This window comes from Stenotrophomonas sp. AS012628 (genome assembly GCF_010608305.1).
GTDB classification, from domain to species: domain Bacteria; phylum Pseudomonadota; class Gammaproteobacteria; order Xanthomonadales; family Xanthomonadaceae; genus Stenotrophomonas; species Stenotrophomonas geniculata.
This window is the reverse complement of the sequence record NZ_VMBJ01000007.1, coordinates 95,594-114,764: the sequence shown is the minus strand read 5'-3', so window position 1 is coordinate 114,764 and position 19,171 is coordinate 95,594. Positions and strand designations below refer to the sequence as shown.

Below are 19,171 nucleotides of genomic sequence, written 5' to 3'. Positions count from 1 at the left end.
GTGGACGGTCTGTTCTGGAACATCCAGCTGGCCAACTATTACGCCGCCCTGGAAACCACGGCGGCGGCGGTGGCCGTGCTGATCCTGATCTCCAGCCTCGATGACCTGTTCATCGATGTCTGGTACTGGGTTCGCGAGAGCTGGCGCGCGCTCACCATCAAGCGTCGCGAAGCGTACCGGCCGCTGACCCAGGAAGACCTGATGCAGCGGCCGCAACAGCCGCTGGCGATCATGGTGCCGGCGTGGATGGAATACGACGTCATCGCGCAGATGGTGGAGAACATGATCAACGTGCTCGACTACCGCGAGTACGTCGTGTTCGTCGGCACCTATCCCAACGACCAGCAGACCATCGATGAAGTGGAGCGCATGCGCCGCCGCTACAAGCGCCTGCGCCGGGTGGAGGTGCCGCACGACGGGCCGACCAGCAAGGCCGACTGCCTGAACTGGCTGATCCTGGCCATCTTCGATTACGAGAAGCGCCACGACATCGAATTCGCCGGGGTGATCCTGCACGACAGCGAGGACGTGCTGCACCCGATGGAACTGTGCTTCTACAACTACCTGCTGCCACGCAAGGACATGATCCAGTTGCCGGTGACCTCGCTGGACCGCGAGTGGTACGAACTGGTGGCCGGCGTCTACATGGACGAGTTCGCCGAATGGCACGCAAAGGATCTGGTGGTGCGCGAGAGCGTGTCCGGCATGGTGCCCTCCGCGGGCGTGGGTACCTGCTTCTCGCGGCGCGCGCTGCTGGCGCTGAGCGCGCAGACCGACAACCAGCCCTTCAATACCGACAGCCTCACCGAGGATTACGACGTCGGTGCGCGGCTGGCGACGATGGGCATGCAGTCGATCTTCGCCCGCTTCCCGGTGCAGTTCCGCGTGCGCCGTCCGTCATGGTTCGGCTGGGGGCCGGTGCGCGAGCGTACCCAGCAGATGGCGCTGTGCGTGCGCGAGTACTTCCCCGACAACTTCCGTGCCTCGTACCGGCAGAAGGCGCGGTGGGTGCTGGGCATCGGCCTGCAGAGCTGGGAGTCGCTGGGCTGGCGTGGATCACTGGCCACCAAGTACCTGCTGGCGCGCGACCGCAAGGGCATCATCACCTCGTTCGTCAGCATCATCGCCTACATCATCTTCCTGCAGCTGCTGCTGTTCTGGCTGTTGAAGATGACCGGGCTGTGGACGATGCAGTTCCCCAGCGTGTTCCAGGCCGGTACCTGGCAGATGAATGTCGCGCTGCTGACCACCGCAGCGCTGGCGACCCGGGTCGTGCAGCGTTTCTACTTCGTCAACCGGCTGTACGGCTGGGAGCACGCGCTGATGTCGATCCCGCGCATGGTGGTCGGCAACATGATCAATTTCATGGCCACCGCCCGTGCCTGGAAGGTGTTCCTGGCCTACCTGCTGTTCGGCAAGCGCATGGTCTGGGACAAGACAATGCACGACTTCCCCGATGCGGCGCAGCTGGTGCAGACCCGCAAGCAACTGGGTGAGCTGTTGACCACCTGGCAGGCGGTGGAACCCGAGCGCCTGCAGCAGGCGCTGGACCAGCAGCAGGCAGGCCGCCAGCAACCGCTGGGCCGCATCCTGCTCACCCAGGGCTGGCTGGATGACGAGACCCTGGCCGAGGCCATCGCGTTCCAGGGTGACCTGCCACGCGCGGTGATCGACGTGGATTACCTGCGTGCCTGCCAGTTCCCGGTCAGTGCCGATGCCTGCGTGCAATGGCGCATGCTGCCGCTGCCGCCGCGCCAGGAAGGCACCCTGCGGCTGGCCGTGGCCAGTCCGCTGCCCGAGGACGCCGTGGCATTGCTGAAGCAGGAAACGCGCAGCGAGCACATCGAACAGAGCATTGCCCGCGAAAGCGAGATCAACGCGGGCCTGCGCCTGATCGGTGGCGAACGGCAGTGGCACCTGGACAACGTGCCATTGCTGGGCGACCTGCTGGTGGAAATGCGCCTGATCGATCACGCACGCTTCGAGATCGCACTGGACGACTACATGCCGCAGCGCGACGGTCGCATCGGCGACTACCTGGTCAAGCAGGGCATCACCACCGAGGAGGCCGTGGCCCAGGCCATGCAGGAGCAGCGCCGGCTTGCGGCCACGCTGCAGTCGCCGCCGCCCGGAGCCTTGCCGGCATGAAGACCACGCTGCTGTCCACCGTCATTGCCGTGGCACTGGCCACGGCCGCCGCGCCGGTGATGGCGCAGGCCGAGGTGCCACTGCCGCTGTCCGGTGCGGCCTACCGCATCGCCGAGCAGGCGTTTGCTGCCTATGAACGTGGCGATTACCCCACGGCCTACCGGCAGTCCAGCGAAGCGATCCGGCTGCGCCCGGACGTGGTGCGGCTGCGCCTGCTGCAGATCTATGCGCTGCAGAAGCTTGGTCGTGGCGCAGAAGCGCAGCAGCAGGCGCGCCGTGCGCTGGACGCGGGGATGAAGGATCCAGCCTTGCCTGCGCTGGCGGCGCCCAGGACGACCACAGGTGCAGCGCGTAGCACAGCGGTGCCGCGTGCACCCGCAACGGTGGCCGGCCACAACAACCGGCAGGCCTACATGCTGGCAACCGAAGCCTATGCGGCCTACGACGCCGGGCAGATGGGCATCGCCGCCAGCAAGGCCGAACAGGCGTTCCGGCAGCAGCCGGAACAGGGCGCATGGGCCCTGCTGTGGGTGGCGGCGCTGGAGGCACAGCAACAGCCCGAACAGGCCGACGCCGCCATCGGCACCGCGCTGCAGTTGGGTGCACCGAATGTCGAAGCGCTGCGCGCGCGGCGCGTGACACTGGGCCGCCAACGCGCGCTGCTGCAGGCACAGCAGGCCTATCAATTGCTGTCCGCAGGCGAGGATGCCGCCGCCATTGAGCAGGCGCACGCCGCCGTGGAACTGGCACCCGACGTTGCTTCATACCGGTTGCTGCTGATCACCGCGCAGCTGCAGGGCGATCAGCTGGCCGACGCTGAGCACAGTGCTGATCAGGCATTGCAGGTGGACGCCAACGATCTCAATGCCCGGGTGATGCGTGGCTACCTGCGCCAGCGCCAGGGCAGTACGCTGCGGGCCAATGAGGATTTCGATGCCGCGCTCGCCACGCCGGGATCAACCGCGCAGCGGCGCAACGTGCGGCTGCTGGCGGTGGATGCGGCGCTGGCCGCAGGTGATCGGGTACGCGCAGCTGCGCTGCTGGCACCGTTGCAGGCGGCGCTACCGGCAGGTGAAGGCGATGCACGGACACGGCAGCTGCTGCAGCAGGGCATCGAGCAGCGCAGCCGGGCGATCCGCTCCAGTCGCGAGCTTCCCCGCATCAGCGCCGAGGCCTACCCGGCACCGGTCCAGCACTGCCAGTCCGGTGACAGCGGCAACGTCTGCGAACTGGTGCCGGCCGATCTGCAGGGGGATGGCGGTGCCGCACAGCGTGCCTACGCTGCCTACGCGCGCCAGGATTACGCCGATGCCATCGGTGAGGCGCGGCAGGCCGTGCAACTCGCACCGGACGACGCGAACCTGCAAGGCCTGCTGACCACCACGCTGGCGGCGGGCAACCGTGCCCAGCAGGACGAAGCGCGGCAGCGCCTGGATACGGCACTGGCACAGCGTCCTGATGACGCGGGTGCACTGATGCAGCGCGGCTACCTCAACCAGAGGGCCCACGAACCGGCGCGCGCACTGGCCGACTTCCGTGCCGCCGAGGCCACCGGAAAGGCACCGAAAAGCGTAGTGCTCGACCAGGCCTACGCCAGCGCAGCCAACGGTGACCATGCGCAGGCGGTGACGCTGCTGCGCAGCGCCATTGATCGCGCCGATGCCGGCGAGCTGTCACTGGATGCGCATCAGCGCTACAACGTGCGCAATGCCATCGCCAACTATTCGCGCGAGTGGGGCGTGATCGCCTCGGCGGGTTTCCGCGGTGCGCGCCAGGCGGCGACCAATGTGGGCGGTGCGGCGATCAGCACGCCCGGCGATTCGGTGTTCAGCACGCTGGAAGCGTTCTGGCGGCCCCCGGCCTTCAACGACCAGCATGGCACGCTGGAACTCTACGCGCGCCTGCTCAACACGCTGTACGACGAGGGTGGCACTTACGAATCGATCCGCGCGGTGGACCCGTGCACCGGCGAATCAACGCCGGATGCGCGTGCACGCGCGGAGCGCCTCAGCCACTCGCGTTCCACTACCGGCTGGCCCTCCACGATCGCTTCCTTCGGCATGCGCTACGCGTTTGGCCAGACCGGTCTGAGTGCTGGTATCGAGCGCCGACAGTTCCTCGGCAGTGCAACCCGCCAGGGCGAGGTCTACCCCGAGTCGGCAGCGGTGCAGTGCCGCCTGCAGCTGGCCCTGAACCGGCCACTGGAAGCCAGCACGCTGGCGCGCTACCGGCTGGCCAGTGGTTCCGGTGGCTGGATGTCCTACCTGACCTATGGCTACTACCATGGCACCGATCTGCGCACCGATGTGAACCAGTGGTGGATGGTCAGTGGCTACGCGCAGGGGGGATACACCTGGGACGACAACGGTGCCACCTTCACCCTCGACGCGCTTGATGCCAACGGCACGCCGGTGCGGCGCCTGGGTGAGGCCAATGGGCGCCTGCATCGCCAACAGTGGTTCGCTGCCGGTGAACTGCGCGCCGGGCGCAGTTTCCGCTTCGGTGCAGGGCAGACGCATTGGGTGGTCACACCCTATGTCGTGGTGGGTGCCGATTGGCTGGACCAGCGCTCGCGCGTGCGCGACATCCGTTATCCGCCGTTCCCGGCGCAGTCGTTCGCGCTCAACGATACGCAGCGCAGCTGGTCACTTGGCGCAGGGCCGGGCGTGGGCGTGCGTTACGGGTTCCGCGAGGACCACTACAACACGCCGCGTTCCTACCTGGACCTGACCGTGCAGTACCGCTTCGCGATCGGTGGCGGTGATACACAGCGCGCCAAGGGCCTGTTCGCTACCGCCATCCTCTACTATTGACGCAGGCCCCAGCGTCGCCGCAGCGCTGCGGCCTGCGGCGTGTCCTGGGTCAGCCATGGCTCCAGTGCATAGACCAGCACGTGCTGTGCGCCGCTGTCGCGTGCCCATGCCAACTGCCGCTGGATACGTGCGGCATCGGCGGTTTCGCCCTTGAATCCGCTGCCATCAGCGGCGCTGCCAGGCAGTTCGCGGAACAGTTCGATGATCGCATCGAAGCCGATGCCGTGTGCATGGAAATGATCGAGCAACGGTTGGAGCTGCTGCACGTTGCCGGCACCGGCCACCCCCACGCCATCCTGCACCATCGGCCGCAGCGTGGCCTGTGCCAGCACCGCCTGCCACAGCGTGACCAGGTTGCCATCGGTCTGCAGGCGGCTGAAGTAACAGGAGATCGCACAGTCACCGCCGCGCGCGCTGGCGGCCTGCACCAACCCGTGCAGCCACTGCGCCAGCCATTGCTGGCGGGCCGGATCGGCCCAGTGGTACTGCTCCAGTTCGTAGGGCAGGTACCAGCCTCCGAAGGCTGGCTGCTGTGCCCAGGGTGCCTGTGCCAACCAGCTGCGTGCGTGCGCCAGGCTCTCGGCCAGGAAGGCCTGCAGCGTGGCGTCGTCTGCGCCGATAGCCTGCCACCAGCGTTGCTGGAAGGGCAGGCCGACGCGGATGCGGATGTCGTTCTCGCTGGCAGCGGTGAACAGCTGCTGCAGGCTGCCGTCGGGCAGTGACCAGTCGCCGTCGCTGCCACCGACGATGCCGGTCCATTGCAGCACCAGCTGACGGCAGCCCAGCGTATGCGCAAGCTTCAAGGATCGCTGCCAGTCGGCCAGGCCCCATTGCAGGTGGCTGCGCCACGGCTGCAGGAAGGTGCCATCGACCTGCACCGGCAGCGAGCAGCCGGGCAGAGTGGCGAGCGTACCGGCCAATGGCGCCAGCACTGCCGCGCGCAGCAAGCGACGGCGCAACGGCGAAGACGGATCCGCGGGAAGGTCGGGCCGAGCCATGCCCGCATCATCCCAGAGCGCCGTGCGTGGCGGGTGAACCCCGCGCCTGGTAGTCCCGGTCGCGGGCCGAAGCGTGCTCTGGTAGTGCCGGCCGCTTATTCCAGCGCGTAGCGCAGGGTGAACAGCACCGCCACCAGCCACACCGCCGGATGCACTTCGCGCCAACGCCCGGTACCGGCCTTCAGCGCGGCATACGCAATGAAGCCGAACGCCAGGCCGTTGGCAATCGAGTAGGTGAACGGCATCGCCAGCGCACACAGCGCGGCCGGCACCGATTCGGTCAGGTCGCTCCAGTCCACTTCCACCAGCTCACGCAGCATCAGGCCAGCCACGAACAGCAGTGCCGGCGCGGTGGCATAGCTGGGCACCATCGCCGCAAGCGGCGAGAACAGCAGCGCGGCCAGGAACAGCGCCGACACCACCAATGCAGTCAGGCCGGTACGGCCGCCCACCTGCACGCCCGAGGCGCTTTCGGCAAAGGCCGTGGTGCTGCTGGTGCCAAGCATCGAACCGGCCACGATCGCGGTGCTGTCGGCCAGCAGCGCGCGGCCGAAACGCTTCTGCGCGCCCGGCAGCTTCAGCAGGCCGGCGCGACCGACCACGCCGTACAGCGTGCCGGTGGCATCGAACACTTCCACCAGCACGAACACCAGCACCACCTGCAGCAGTACTGCGATGGGTGCGCCACCGTCATGGTGCAGCAGGCCCGGCAGGTCCAGCTGCAGGAAGGTGGGTGCCAGGCTCGGCGGCAACGAGACCAGGCCCTGGTACTGCACATCGCCCAATGCCCAGCCCGCACCGGTCACCGCCAGGATGCCGATCAGGATCGCACCGCGGATGCGGCGCGCTTCCAGCACCGCGATCAGCAGGAAGCCGGCCAGCGCCAGCAGCGGCGGCGCCGTGTTCAACGGGCCCAGCGCCACCAGCGTGTCTTCGTTGCCGACGATCACGCCGGACTTCTGCAGCGCGATGATCGCCAGGAACAGGCCGATGCCAGCCACGATGGCCGAGCGCAGCGACGAGGGGATGCCGGACACCAGCCACGCACGCACGCCGGTCAGCGACAGCACCAGGAACACCAGGCCGGAGATGAACACCGCACCCAGTGCCTGTTGCCATGGCAGGCCAGCGGCACCGACCACGGTGAAGGCGAAGAACGCGTTCAGGCCCATGCCCGGTGCCATGCCCACCGGGAAGTTGGCGGCCAGCGCCATCACTGCCGAACCCAGTGCAGCAGCCAGGCAGGTGGCCACGAACACCGCGCCCGCGTCCATGCCGGTGGTGCCGAGGATCTCGGGGTTCACGAAGACGATGTAGGACATCGTCAGGAAGGTGGTGACACCGGCCAGCAGCTCGGTACGCACGGTGGTGCCGTGCTGCTGCAGCTGGAACAGGCGCTCGAACAGGGACATGGGGAATCTCGACCCGTTGGTGGTGGGTACCGACCGTTGGTCGGTACGCCTTGAAGCGTCACCACCAACGGTGGTGACCTACCGAAAGGAGAAAGGCCGCGCGAGCGCGGCCTTTCCGGTTGCCTTATTTCAGCGCCTTGAAGCGCAGGCGCTTCGGCGCAGCGTCGTCGCCCATGCGGCGGCGCTTGTCTTCTTCGTACTCGCGGTAGTTGCCCTGGAAGAACTCCACGTGCGAGTCGCCTTCGAACGCCAGGATGTGGGTCGCGATGCGATCCAGGAACCAGCGGTCATGCGAGATGACGAAGGTGTTGCCCGGGAACTCCAGCAGCGCATCTTCCAGCGCACGCAGGGTTTCGATGTCCAGGTCGTTGGACGGTTCGTCGAGCAGCAGCACGTTGCCACCCTGCAGCAGGGTCTTGGCCATGTGCAGGCGGCCACGCTCACCACCGGACAGCGAACCGACCATCTTCTGCTGGTCCTGGCCCTTGAAGTTGAAGCGGCCGATGTAGGCGCGCGACTGGATCTCGATGCCGTTGATGTTGAGGATGTCCAGGCCGCCCGCGATTTCCTGGAAGACGTTGTGGTTGCCTTCCAGCGCGTCGCGGCTCTGGTCCACGTAGGACAGCTTCACGGTCGGGCCGACCACGATCTCGCCGGTGTCCGGCTTTTCCTGGCCGGTGATCATCTTGAACAGGGTCGACTTACCGGCACCGTTCGGGCCGATGATGCCGACGATGGCGCCAGCCGGCACCAGGAAGCTCAGGTTGTCGAACAGCAGGCGGTCGCCGAACTTCTTGGAGACGTTCTTGAACTCCATCACCGCATTGCCCAGGCGCTCGCCCGGCGGGATGAAGATTTCATTGGTCTCGTTGCGCTTCTGGTAATCGACCGACTGCAGCTCTTCCAGGCGGGCCAGACGGGCCTTGCCCTTGGTGCGGCCGCCCTTGGCGTTCTGGCGCGACCACTCCAGCTCCTTCTGGATCGCCTTCTGGCGGGCCTTTTCCTGGTTGTCTTCCTGCTTCAGGCGCTCGTCCTTCTGGGTCAGCCAGTCGGTGTAGTTGCCCTTCCACGGAATGCCGCGGCCGCGGTCCAGTTCCAGGATCCATTCGGCGGCGTTGTCCAGGAAGTAGCGATCGTGGGTGACCGCCACCACGGTGCCGGTGTAGCGCGCCAGGAACTGTTCCAGCCATTCCACCGACTCGGCGTCGAGGTGGTTGGTCGGTTCGTCGAGCAGCAGCATGTCCGGCTTCTGCAGCAGCAGGCGGCACAGGGCCACGCGGCGCTTTTCACCACCGGACAGCTTGCCGACCACGGCATCCCACGGCGGCAGGCGCAGCGCATCGGCGGCCACGTCCAGCTGGTTTTCCAGGGTGTGTGCGTCGCCAGCGGCCAGGATCGCCTCCAGGCGCTCCTGTTCCTTGGCCAGCGCGTCGAAGTCGGCGCCTTCCTCGGCGTAGGCGGCGTACACCGCTTCCAGCGCGGCCTGGGCCTGCAGCACTTCGCCCACGCCTTCCTCCACCGCTTCACGCACGGTCTTGGTCGGGTCCAGCTCCGGTTCCTGCGCCAGGTAGCCGACCTTGATGCCCGGCTGCGGGCGGGCTTCGCCCTCGAAATCGGTGTCCACGCCGGCCATGATCTTCAGCACGGTGGACTTGCCGGCGCCGTTCAGGCCCAGCAGGCCGATCTTCGCGCCCGGGAAGAAGGACAGCGAGATGTCCTTGATGATCTGCCGCTTGGGCGGGACCACCTTGGACACGCGGTTCATGGTGTAGATGTATTGCGAGGACATGCGGTCTCCGTAGGCGCGGCCCTGCGCCCGGTCCGTCACGGGAAGATCCCGTTGCGGCAGCGGGCACAGACTGAAATGGAATACCGCCAATTATAGCCGGAACCGGTTCCGGGCCGCGCCCGGGAAGGGGCGCCGGGCTGGCCGCGGCCTGAATACTGGGTCACAGTCCTGCAACGGGAAGCGTTTCCAGCCGGAAACGGTTCAGATCGGTTGCGCAATATGGGCTCACCACCCACCCGAGCAGAGGTCTGACATGCGCATCAATCGAGTAATGGCCAGTGCCGTGGCCTCTGTGCTGGCGCTGGGCGCCGTGGCCCCGGCGTTCGCCGACAACGACCATCGCCGCAACCACGACCGCCGCGAATGGCGCGAGGATCGCCGTGAGTGGCGCCACGACCGCCGTGACTGGGAACGCGACCGCCGCGAGGCCCGGCGCGACTACCGCCAGGATCGCCGCGAGTGGCACCGTGATCATGACCGCTACTACCGCCCGGCACCGCCGCGTGTGGTGTACCGCCCGGCCTATGGCCCGGGCTATGGCTGGAAGGTCGGCCATCGCTACCGCGACTATTACCGCGGCCCGATCTATGTGGTGAACGACTACCCGCGCTATCACCTGCGTCGCCCGCCCTACGGGCACCACTGGATCCGCGATGACCGCGGCAACATGCTGCTGGTTGCCATCGCCACCGGTGTGATCGCCCAGTACGTGCTCAGCAACCGCTGAGTCGGCGGTCATATCCGCGCATGGCGTGGATCTACCGGCACGGCGGGGCAGCGCAATCGAAACCATACGGGGCCGGATTCCTTCGGGGATGCCGGCCCCGTCCGTTTCGGCCCCAGCAGGCCGGTGCGGGGCTACAATCGGGGGCTGAGCCGTACCCCCTTTTCCCTGCCTGCTGGAGTACCCGATGTTCCCGCGTGACGTCCGCATCGAATCCTACGATCCCGAACTGGCCAAGGCCATCGCCGCTGAAACCCAGCGCCAGGAAGACCACGTCGAGCTGATCGCCAGCGAGAACTACACCAGCCCGGCGGTGATGGAAGCGCAGGGCAGCCAGCTGACCAACAAGTACGCCGAAGGCTACCCGGGCAAGCGCTACTACGGTGGCTGCGAATACGTGGACATCGCCGAGCAGCTTGCGATCGACCGCCTGAAGCAGCTGTTCGGCGCGGACTACGCCAACGTGCAGCCGCACAGCGGTTCGCAGGCCAACCAGGCCGTGTACTTCGCCCTGCTGCAGCCGGGTGACACCATCCTCGGCATGAGCCTGGCCCACGGCGGCCACCTCACCCACGGTGCCAAGGTGAATGCCTCGGGCAAGCTGTTCAACGCCGTGCAGTACGGCGTGAACGATCAGGGCCTGATCGATTACGACGAAGTCGAGCGCCTGGCCCTGGAGCACAAGCCGAAGATGGTCGTGGCCGGCTTCTCGGCCTACTCGCAGGTGATCGACTGGGCACGCTTCCGCGCCATCGCCGACAAGGTCGGTGCCTATCTGTTCGTCGACATGGCCCACGTTGCCGGCCTGGTCGCCGCAGGCGTGTACCCCAGCCCGCTGGAGCACGCCCACGTGGTCACCTCCACCACCCACAAGACCCTGCGCGGCCCGCGCGGCGGCATCATCGTCGCCAAGGGCGCCGACGAAGACCTGGTCAAGAAGCTGCAGTCGATCGTGTTCCCGGGCATCCAGGGTGGTCCGCTGATGCACGTCATCGCCGGCAAGGCCGTGGCCTTCAAGGAAGCACTGGAGCCGGGCTTCAAGGCCTACCAGCAGCAGGTGGTGAAGAACGCCCAGGCGATGGCCAACACGCTGATCGCGCGCGGCTACAAGATCGTCTCCGGTGGCACCCAGAACCACCTGATGCTGGTCGACATGATCGGCAAGGACGTGTCCGGCAAGGACGCGGAAGCGGCGCTGGGCAAGGCGCACATCACCGTCAACAAGAACTCGGTGCCGAACGACCCGCGTTCGCCGTTCGTGACCTCGGGCCTGCGCCTGGGTACCCCGGCGGTGACCACCCGTGGTTACGTTGAACAGGACTGCGTGGACCTGGCCAACTGGATCGCCGACGTGCTCGACGCGCCGAACGATGACGCCGTGATCGCCCGCGTGCGCGACGCCGTCAGCGCGCAGTGCCGCAAGTACCCGGTCTACGGCTGATCGGGGCGTGGGGTCGGATCCCTTCCCGCGAGGGAAGGGCTCTGACCCCGGTATTGGAGCAACCGCGCATGGATGAGCGCCACCTCAAGTACCTGTACACCGTGCTGGCGGTGCTGTTTGGCCTGCCCAGCCTGGCGATGGGCGGCGCGGCAGCGACCATGCTGCTGCTGATGGGGCTGGGCCAGTTCGGTCATGGCACGCTGGCCTCGGTGACGGTGATGCCGCTGTGGGGCCTGGCCGGCATTGCCGGCTGCCTGGCCTGGCTGTGGCTCAGCGCGGGTTTCCTGATGCAGGGGCGTGCCGGGCTGCACGTGCACCGCCTCTGGTGGTGGATGCTGCTGGCGGGCGGTCTCGCCGCCTTGCCCCCGCTGGGACTGGCGCTGTGGTGGGGCATCACCGTGCACGCCGAAGGCATCACCCTGTTGCTGCTGGGCCCGTCGATGCTGGTGCCGGCTGCGATGCTGGTGTGGATCAAACGCTGCGCATGACGTGGCCCATGGAAGGACATCGAACGCATGGATGAGCGTCTGCACAAACGCTGGATGGCGATCGCCGGCCTGCTGGTAGGCCTGCCCACTGCGGCAGCAGGCGGCACGGGTGCTGTGCTGGGGCTGATGGTCGTATGGGATGGCAAGTACCTGACAGGCGACGAGCACACACTGTTGCTGCTGTGGTCGACCGCCGGAATCATCGGCCTGCTGTCGTGGTTGTGGCTGAGCGGCCTGTTCCTGTGGCGTGGCCTTGTCGGCCTGCGCGATTCCCCGGTTGTCGCCTGGGTGGGGTTGGCGCTGGGGGGGCTGGCCGCATTGGCCGTGGTTGCCGCCACGCTGTACTTCACCTTCAAGCACGGGGAGATCTCGACATTGGCCTTCCTCGGCTTTGGCCCACCGTTGCTGGTGATGGCCGGGCACCTGGTATGGCTGCGCTGGGCACGCGCGGCCTCGGCGCCACCGGCACCCGGTTGAGCGCACAGCCCTGACCGCGCTGGAGGCTCTGTTCGGCCGAAATGCAGGCACTTCCGCGCAGACAGCATTTGCTGCGGGGCCCTTTCTCAGGTACCTTTGCGACGCTGCCATGACCGTGGCAATAGGTACTTCCCTGAGCCAGGCGTTCCATGCATTGCCCCTTCTGCCAACATGCCGATACCCGGGTCATCGACTCGCGCGTCTCCGAAGACGGCGCGACGATCCGTCGTCGGCGTGAATGCGAAGCCTGCGGCGAGCGCTTCAGCACCCTGGAAACGGTTGAACTGAAGCTGCCGGCCATCGTCAAGAGCGATGGCACCCGCGAGGCGTTCGACCAGCGCAAGGTCCGCGCTGGCTTCGACCGCGCGCTGCAGAAGCGTGCGGTGGCCGAAGACAAGATCGAAGCGGCGGTACGCGCCGTGGTCCACCAGCTGCGCATCAGCGGCGAGCGCGAAGTGCCTTCGATCAAGGTCGGCGAGTTCGTCATGAACGAACTGCGCAAGCTCGACCACGTCGGCTATGTGCGCTTCGCTTCGGTCTACCGCAGCTTCGAGGACGTGGCCGATTTCCGCGAGGAGATCGAAAAGCTGGAACGCGACCTGCCGTCCAGCACCGAACAGCTGCAGCTGCTGGGTGACGTGATTGCCCTGACCAAGAAGAAGAAGGGCTGACCGCCTTTTCCCTGGTAGATGCCAACCTTGGTTGGCACTGATGGCATGGATGCACACCGGCGGCGTTACCATGGCCGCATGACCACCCCGTTCTCCGTCCTCGACCACCTGCACATGGCCAACGCACTGCGCCTGGCCGAGCGTGCCGCCTACACCACCCGCCCCAACCCGATGGTCGGCTGCGTGATCGCCCACGGCGAACGCGTGGTCGGGCAGGGCTGGCACCAGCGCGCCGGTGGTCCGCACGCTGAAGTGTTCGCGCTGCGCGAGGCCGGCAGCGACGCCCGTGGCGCCACCGCCTACGTCACCCTGGAACCCTGCGCGCACTACGGGCGCACGCCACCGTGTGCGCTGGCACTGATCGAAGCGGGCGTGTCGCGTGTGGTCGCGGCGATGCGCGATCCGTTCCCCAAGGTCGATGGCGGTGGCTTCGATCTGCTGCGCAATGCAGGCATCGACGTCGCCGAAGGGCTGATGGCGGCACAGGCGCGCGAGCTCAACAAGGGTTACCTGTCGCGCGTGGAGCGCAACCGCCCGTGGCTGCGGGTGAAGCTGGCCGCCAGCCTCGATGGCCGTACCGCGATGGCCGATGGCAGCTCCAAGTGGATTACCGGTCCGGCCGCGCGCGAAGACGTGCAGCACTGGCGCGCACGTGCGGGTGCGATCCTGACCGGCGCCGACACCGTGCTGGCCGACGACCCGATGCTGACCGTGCGCCTGGCCGATACCGAGGTGATGCCACCGCTGCGCGTGGTGCTCGATTCACGCCTGCGCTCGCTGGAATGCAGCCGTGTGCGCGAGGGTGGGGCGCCGACGTTGTACCTGCATGGCACAGCAGTAAGCGCACCGGATGCGGCCGACGCCGAATTTGCCAGCGTGCCCTGTGTTGATGGGCGGTTGGACCTGGGCGCGGTACTGGCGCTGCTGGCCGAACGTGGCATCAACGAAGTGCATACCGAAGCCGGCGCGACGCTGGCCGGTGCCTTGCTGCGCGGCGGCTGGGTGGACGAACTGCTGCTGTATCAGGCGCCCACGCTGCTGGGCGATAACGGTCGTCCGCTGCTGGCCGGCCTCGGCATCGAGGCGATGGACCAGCAGCGGCGGCTGCACGTGGTGGATCAGCGGCAGGTGGGTGAGGACATCCGCTTGTTGCTGCGGTCGTAGCGCAATGACATGCGCCGGGCATTGTCCGGCGCATGTCGTGGGATGGAACCGCCGGGCATGGCCCGGCGCTACCGCTTACCACCTCACGCGCATTCGTCGGTCCACATCATCTCGGCGATCGGGCGCAGTGCCTTGCACTCCTGCGTCATCTCCTCGGCCGACTGCACCTGCGCCTTGGCCTTCAGTTCCTCGGCCATCGCATCCACGCCGCTGATCTGCTCCGGCGCGATCTTCGCCACGCAGGCGCGGTGCTGCTGCAGCAGCAGGTCGCAGCCCGGTACGCCGGTTACTTTCGGCGCGCTGGCGGCCTGTGCATCCTGCATCCAGTCCTCGAACGGCGCCAGCGCACCGGCTACGGTGCCCACCAGATCATCGAAATTACCGCTGTACCAGTAGCCGTTGTCCTTGGCCGGGTACAGGGTGAAGGTGCCGCTGACCGGCACGCGCACGCCACTCTGCAGTGCCTGGGTGTAGGCATCGGTGAACTGCTTGCGCGCGGCCGGGCTGGCATCAGACGCGAGACTGGCGGCAAACAGCGGGCGGACCTTGCCCAGGTAGGGCAGCTGGCAGCTGTAGGTGATCCGCGCCAGCTTCTGGTCTTCAACGTATTCGTTGTCTTCGACCACGCTCTTGGTCGCGCGGCACTTCGAATCACGCAGCGCCTTGGCATACAGCGCTTCGGTGGCCGCAGCGTCGGACTTGTCACCGGCGCTGGCCAGCACGGTCTGCCACGGCTCGGCCAATGCCTTGGCCAGCGCACCCGGGTTGGGGGTCACGGCGTCCTGGCCTTCGAAGGCCGGCTTCAGTGCGTCGTTGAGCGTGCGCGTGGCGGCCGCGTCGTCTTCCAGCAGCACGCGTGCGTACAGGTCGAAGGCCTGCTCGGGCGTCAGCTGGGCCGGTGCAGCGCTGGCAATCAGCGGGGCGCACAGCAGCACGCTGGCCAGAAGTGTACGGGTGGGGGTCTTCATGACGGTGTTTTCCTGTTCCAGAGGCGCGCAAGCCTAGCGCATCCAGCGCTACTTTCGATGGCGGCCAGAGGTCACATGGCGGTGTACCCCGGCCAAAAAAACGGGCCCCTTGCGGGGCCCGTTCGATCGCACGACGAGGAGCGATCGTTGGATCAGAAGCTGGCGCGCACGCCGGCCGAGTACTGGGTGACGTCACGGTAGCCGGAGATCTCGCCCACCAGACCCCAGGTCCTGGTGAAGTTGATCTGGCCGCCGACGGTGCCGACCCAGGTGCCCTTGAAGTTGTTGCCGCCGTCCATGTAGCCGGCCTTGGCCCAGGCTTCGGTCATGCGCGACGGCTTGCCGCGGATGCCCAGGGTGGCGCGGCCCAGGTTGGTGTGGTCCTTGTAGCGGTCGCTGTAGCCGTCGTAACGGTCGGTCAGTTCAGCGCTCTGGCGCACCCAGGCGATATCGGCGGTGAAGTCCAGGCGGTCGGTCCACGGCATGTGGTAGCCGATGCCCAGCTCCGGCTGATTCAGTTCCAGCTTCAGCGAGCCGTCGCTGTAATGGTAGGTCTTGCTGGTGCGCGACCAGCCACCGAACACGTAGACCTGTTCGGCGATGGCCACGGAGCCACGCAGGTAGCCGCCGTCGACCTTCGGGTCGTCCAGTGCGTTGTCGTCAACCTTGACCTGCGTCCAACCGCCTTCGACGTAGGTGTAGCTCAGGGCGTCGGCCGAAGCCGAGAGCGGGGCGGCGGCCAGCAGGGCGGCCACGATCAGCATCTTGCGCATGGGAATTCCTGTGAATTTCAGTCCTTTGGCGGGCCTGCCCCAGCGGGCTGCCCGTGGCGACCTCATGTCGTCCGGGGTGGAATTTTAATGAAAGTTTTACAAATTGCGAGCGACGGCCGTCACAGCTGTGGCATCCGACCCCGTTCAGCCCGGGCTGGTACACTAGCCACGCCGGTTCGCCGGTACACAAACGTCTTCAGGGCGGGGTGCAATTCCCCACCGGCGGTAGGTGCGCAAGCACGAGCCCGCGAGCGCCCCGGCCCACGGCCGGGGGTCAGCAGATCCGGTCCAATGCCGGAGCCGACGGTCATAGTCCGGATGAAAGAAGACGGTGCCACAGGGCTCATGCCCTGCGCGTGCCTGTTTGCCTTGCGGCGTTTTTCGCTCACTTTTCGCGGAGAACGTTTCTTGTTTACTGGAATCATCGAAGGCGTCGGCCGTCTGGCCGCACGCGAATCCATCGGCGGCGATGTCCGCTTCACCTTCAATGTCGGGAATCTGCCGTTCGACAACGTGCAGATGGGCGAGAGCATTGCCATCAACGGCGTCTGCCTCACCGTCATCGCATTCGACGCCAGCAGCTTCCAGGCCGATGCCTCCACCGAGACCCTGGGCCTGACCACGCTGGGCCAGCTGGGCGAAGGGGCGGTCATCAATCTCGAACGTGCCATGCGCCCGACCGACCGCCTGGGCGGCCATCTGGTCAGCGGCCACGTGGACGGCCTCGGCCAGGTGCTGTCCATCCACGAAGACGCGCGTGCCCAGCGCTGGCGTTTCGCCGCGCCGGCCGCGCTGCGCCGCTACATCGCCAAGAAGGGCTCGATCTGCGTGGACGGCGTCAGCCTCACCGTCAACGAAGTGGACGATGAAGGCTTCGAAGTCGCCCTCATTCCGCACACCGTCGCCAACACCGCCTTCTCCGCCGCAGGCGTGGGCAGCGCGGTCAATCTTGAAATCGATCTGGTCGCCCGGTATGTGGAGCGCCTGATCAGTGTGCCGGCCAACGGTCAGCACCCACAGGGAGATGTCGCATGAATTTCGCCCCGATTCCGGACATCCTGGAAGACATCCGCCTGGGCCGCATGGTGGTCATCGTCGATGACGAAGACCGCGAGAACGAAGGCGACCTGATCATGGCCGCCGAGCTGGTCAAGGCCAGCGACATCAACTTCATGGTCACCCATGGCCGTGGCCTGGTCTGCCTGCCGTTGAACCGCACCCGCGCCGCCGATCTCGGCCTGGCGCCGATGGTGCAGGCCAATACCGCGCAGTTCCAGACCAACTTCACGGTCAGTATCGAAGCCGCCGAGGGCGTCACCACCGGTATCTCGGCGCACGACCGCGCCCACACCATCCGCACTGCGGTGAAACCCAACGCCAAACCGTCGGACCTGCACCAGCCTGGCCACATCTTCCCGCTGATCGCTCAGCCGGGTGGCGTGCTGACCCGCGCCGGCCACACCGAAGCCGCCGTGGACATGGCCATGCTGGCCGGGCTGGAACCGGCCGGCGTGCTGGTGGAGATCCTGAACCCGGATGGCAGCATGGCGCGCCGCCCGGAACTGGAAGTGTTCGCCCGCGAGCACGGCCTGAAGATGGGCTCCATCGCCGACCTGATCGCCTACCGCCTGGCCACCGAAAAGACCGTCGAACGCGTGGACGAGCGCGAGATCGACACCGAATTCGGCCCGTTCAAGCTGGTTACCTACCGCGACCGCATCGCCCACGACCTGCATTTCGCCCTGGTCCGTGGCACGCCGGATGCCGACACCCCCACCCTGGTGCGGGTGCAGGTGGAAAATCCGCTGGCCGACCTGCTGCACTGGCGCCGTGATGACTTCGGCGTGGCCGCCACCGATGCCCTGCGTGCGATCGATGCTGAAGGCAGTGGCGTGATGGTGGTGCTGCAAGCCCCGCGTGATGGCGAGGCCCTGCTGGCCCGCCTGCGCCAGCAGCCGGCGCCGGTGGTGCCGGGCAAGGACAAGGACGTGAGCCAGTGGCGCCGCAACGGTGCCGGCGCGCAGATCCTGTCCGACCTGGGCCTGGGCAAGCTGCGCGTGCTGGGCACCCCGCGCCGCCAGATCGGCCTGGCCGGGTACGGCCTGGAAGTGGTGGAGACGGTTACCCCGTAACGCGCCCGCTGCGCTCGCCGGGCATGGCCCGGCGCTACCCCGGCGCCCCCTAATCCGGTAGCGCCGGGCCATGCCCGGCGGGTTCCCCAGGCCCCCGCCAGCCACGGCCGGGGCCCATCCACGCTAGAATTACCCCCTTATCGAGTCCCCCAAGCCGCATATGAGCCACTACGAAGGCGATCTTCGCACTCCCGAATCGGCGCGCTTCGCCATCCTGGCCAGCCGCTGGAACGCCCGCATCACCGATACGCTGGTCGCTGGCGCCCGCCAGAGCCTGGCCGGCAACGGCATCACCGAAGCCAACATCGACGTGATCCGCGTGCCGGGTGCCTGGGAGCTGCCGCTGGTGGCCGCGCGCCTGGCCGCGGCCCATGAACACGCCGCCATCCTCACCCTGGGCTGCGTGATCCGTGGCGATACCCGCCACTACGAACACGTGGCCGACCGCTGCGCCGAAGGCCTGATGCGCGTGCAGCTGGACTTCGGCGTGCCGGTGCTGAACGGCGTGCTGGCGGTGGAACGCGTTGAAGACGCCGAGGCCCGCGCAGGCGGCAGCCACGGCAACAAGGGCGAGGAAGTCGCACTCGCCGCATTGGAAATGGTCAATCTTCTGGAGCAGCTGCCATGAACAAGAACACCCAGGGCAAGCCCTCCGGTAAACCCGTCCGCCGCGATGGCGTCGATCCGGTGCTGCGCTCGCGCGCCCGCCGTCGTGCCGTGCAGGCCATCTACGCCTGGCAGATCTCCGGCGGCAACGCACAGTCGCTGATCGCCCAGTTCGCTCACGAGCAGGCCCGCGAAATCGCCGATCTGGCGTACTTCGAGGCACTGCTGCACGGCGTGCTCGACAACCGCCGCGACATCGACGAAGCGCTCGGCCCGTACCTGGACCGCGGCATCGAAGAAGTGGACGCGATCGAACGCGCGGTGCTGCGCCTGGCCGCCTACGAGCTGCGCTACCGCCTGGATGTGCCGTACCGCGTAGTGATCAACGAAGCCATCGAATCGGCCAAGCGCTTCGGTTCCGAACACGGCCACACCTACGTCAACGGCGTGCTGGATCGTGCCGCCGTGGAATGGCGCAAGGTCGAATCGGGTCACTGACCCGGTTCTGCTCGTCCTGGACGGGCCGTGACCTGCTGGGTCGATGCCGGCCCTGACTCCGCTTCTGGT

17 protein-coding genes and 1 riboswitch are annotated in these 19,171 nt (G+C 67.1%); of the genes, 12 read left to right on the top strand and 5 right to left on the bottom strand.

All coding sequences use genetic code 11. The features are described from left to right. Positions 1-2,148, top strand: a complete 2,148-nt coding sequence (locus G5A07_RS05645) for a glycosyl transferase family protein (protein WP_191862996.1) — start codon at positions 1-3, stop codon at positions 2,146-2,148. Then, positions 2,145-4,961 (top strand): hypothetical protein, encoded by a 2,817-nt coding sequence (locus G5A07_RS05640; RefSeq protein WP_191862995.1) that lies wholly within the window; start codon positions 2,145-2,147, stop codon positions 4,959-4,961. Before G5A07_RS05645 ends, G5A07_RS05640 begins: the two co-directional genes overlap by 4 nt. Here G5A07_RS05640 and G5A07_RS05635 read toward each other — a convergent pair. The 3 genes from G5A07_RS05635 to ettA form a co-directional block, all read right to left on the bottom strand. Beyond that, complete coding sequence (locus G5A07_RS05635; protein ID WP_191850630.1) at positions 4,955-5,959, bottom strand: DUF4434 domain-containing protein; 1,005 nt, start codon at positions 5,957-5,959, stop codon at positions 4,955-4,957. The genes G5A07_RS05640 and G5A07_RS05635 overlap by 7 nt on opposite strands. Before the next feature lie 95 nt (positions 5,960-6,054). Then, positions 6,055-7,371, bottom strand: coding sequence for an NCS2 family permease (locus G5A07_RS05630; RefSeq protein WP_005408048.1), 1,317 nt, complete (start codon positions 7,369-7,371; stop codon positions 6,055-6,057). Between the two features lie 124 nt (positions 7,372-7,495). Beyond that, a complete protein-coding gene (gene ettA, locus G5A07_RS05625) occupies positions 7,496-9,160 on the bottom strand; it encodes an energy-dependent translational throttle protein EttA (protein WP_010481992.1) in 1,665 nt (554 codons plus the stop codon). Positions 9,161-9,413: 253 nt separating this feature from the next. Here ettA and G5A07_RS05620 point away from each other — a divergent pair, with 253 nt between their 5' ends. The 6 genes from G5A07_RS05620 to ribD all read left to right on the top strand — a co-directional run bounded on the left by G5A07_RS05620 (position 9,414) and on the right by ribD (position 14,125). Continuing rightward, complete coding sequence (locus G5A07_RS05620; protein ID WP_019338039.1) at positions 9,414-9,887, top strand: RcnB family protein; 474 nt, start codon at positions 9,414-9,416, stop codon at positions 9,885-9,887. Positions 9,888-10,071: 184 nt separating this feature from the next. Continuing rightward, the gene (gene glyA / locus G5A07_RS05615) at positions 10,072-11,325 is read left to right on the top strand and encodes a serine hydroxymethyltransferase (protein WP_010481990.1); all 1,254 of its coding nucleotides are present in this window, start codon (positions 10,072-10,074) and stop codon (positions 11,323-11,325) included. Positions 11,326-11,393: 68 nt separating this feature from the next. Then, a complete protein-coding gene (locus G5A07_RS05610; RefSeq protein ID WP_191862994.1) occupies positions 11,394-11,813 on the top strand; it encodes a hypothetical protein in 420 nt (139 codons plus the stop codon). 27 nt (positions 11,814-11,840) lie between these two features. After that, complete coding sequence (locus G5A07_RS05605) at positions 11,841-12,290, top strand: hypothetical protein (protein ID WP_053442506.1); 450 nt, start codon at positions 11,841-11,843, stop codon at positions 12,288-12,290. 149 nt (positions 12,291-12,439) lie between these two features. Further along, positions 12,440-12,961 (top strand): transcriptional regulator NrdR, encoded by a 522-nt coding sequence (nrdR, locus tag G5A07_RS05600; RefSeq protein ID WP_010481984.1) that lies wholly within the window; start codon positions 12,440-12,442, stop codon positions 12,959-12,961. 78 nt (positions 12,962-13,039) lie between these two features. Beyond that, entirely contained in the window at positions 13,040-14,125 is a 1,086-nt protein-coding gene (ribD, locus tag G5A07_RS05595; protein WP_049453463.1) for a bifunctional diaminohydroxyphosphoribosylaminopyrimidine deaminase/5-amino-6-(5-phosphoribosylamino)uracil reductase RibD, read from the top strand. Between the two features lie 83 nt (positions 14,126-14,208). Here ribD and G5A07_RS05590 read toward each other — a convergent pair whose 3' ends face one another. After that, entirely contained in the window at positions 14,209-15,093 is an 885-nt protein-coding gene (locus G5A07_RS05590; protein WP_191862993.1) for a hypothetical protein, read from the bottom strand. Positions 15,094-15,245: 152 nt separating this feature from the next. Then, positions 15,246-15,866, bottom strand: coding sequence for a hypothetical protein (locus tag G5A07_RS05585; protein ID WP_010481980.1), 621 nt, complete (start codon positions 15,864-15,866; stop codon positions 15,246-15,248). Positions 15,867-16,054: 188 nt separating this feature from the next. Continuing rightward, a riboswitch (FMN riboswitch) is annotated at positions 16,055-16,200 on the top strand. Positions 16,201-16,274: 74 nt separating this feature from the next. Here G5A07_RS05585 and G5A07_RS05580 point away from each other — a divergent pair. The 4 genes from G5A07_RS05580 (at position 16,275) to nusB (ending at position 19,102) form a co-directional block, all read left to right on the top strand. Beyond that, positions 16,275-16,901: a riboflavin synthase gene (locus G5A07_RS05580; RefSeq protein WP_191862992.1), complete on the top strand. Its 627-nt coding sequence runs from the start codon at positions 16,275-16,277 to the stop codon at positions 16,899-16,901. Next, a complete protein-coding gene (ribB, locus tag G5A07_RS05575) occupies positions 16,898-17,998 on the top strand; it encodes a 3,4-dihydroxy-2-butanone-4-phosphate synthase (RefSeq protein ID WP_049453398.1) in 1,101 nt (366 codons plus the stop codon). The genes G5A07_RS05580 and ribB overlap by 4 nt, the downstream gene beginning before the upstream one ends. Positions 17,999-18,158: 160 nt before the next feature. Next, positions 18,159-18,626 carry a 6,7-dimethyl-8-ribityllumazine synthase gene (ribH, locus tag G5A07_RS05570; RefSeq protein WP_010481977.1) on the top strand — a complete coding sequence of 156 codons (468 nt, stop codon included), beginning with the start codon at positions 18,159-18,161 and terminating at the stop codon, positions 18,624-18,626. Continuing rightward, a complete protein-coding gene (gene nusB / locus G5A07_RS05565) occupies positions 18,623-19,102 on the top strand; it encodes a transcription antitermination factor NusB (protein ID WP_005408062.1) in 480 nt (159 codons plus the stop codon). The genes ribH and nusB overlap by 4 nt, the downstream gene beginning before the upstream one ends. Positions 19,103-19,171 lie beyond the last annotated feature (69 nt).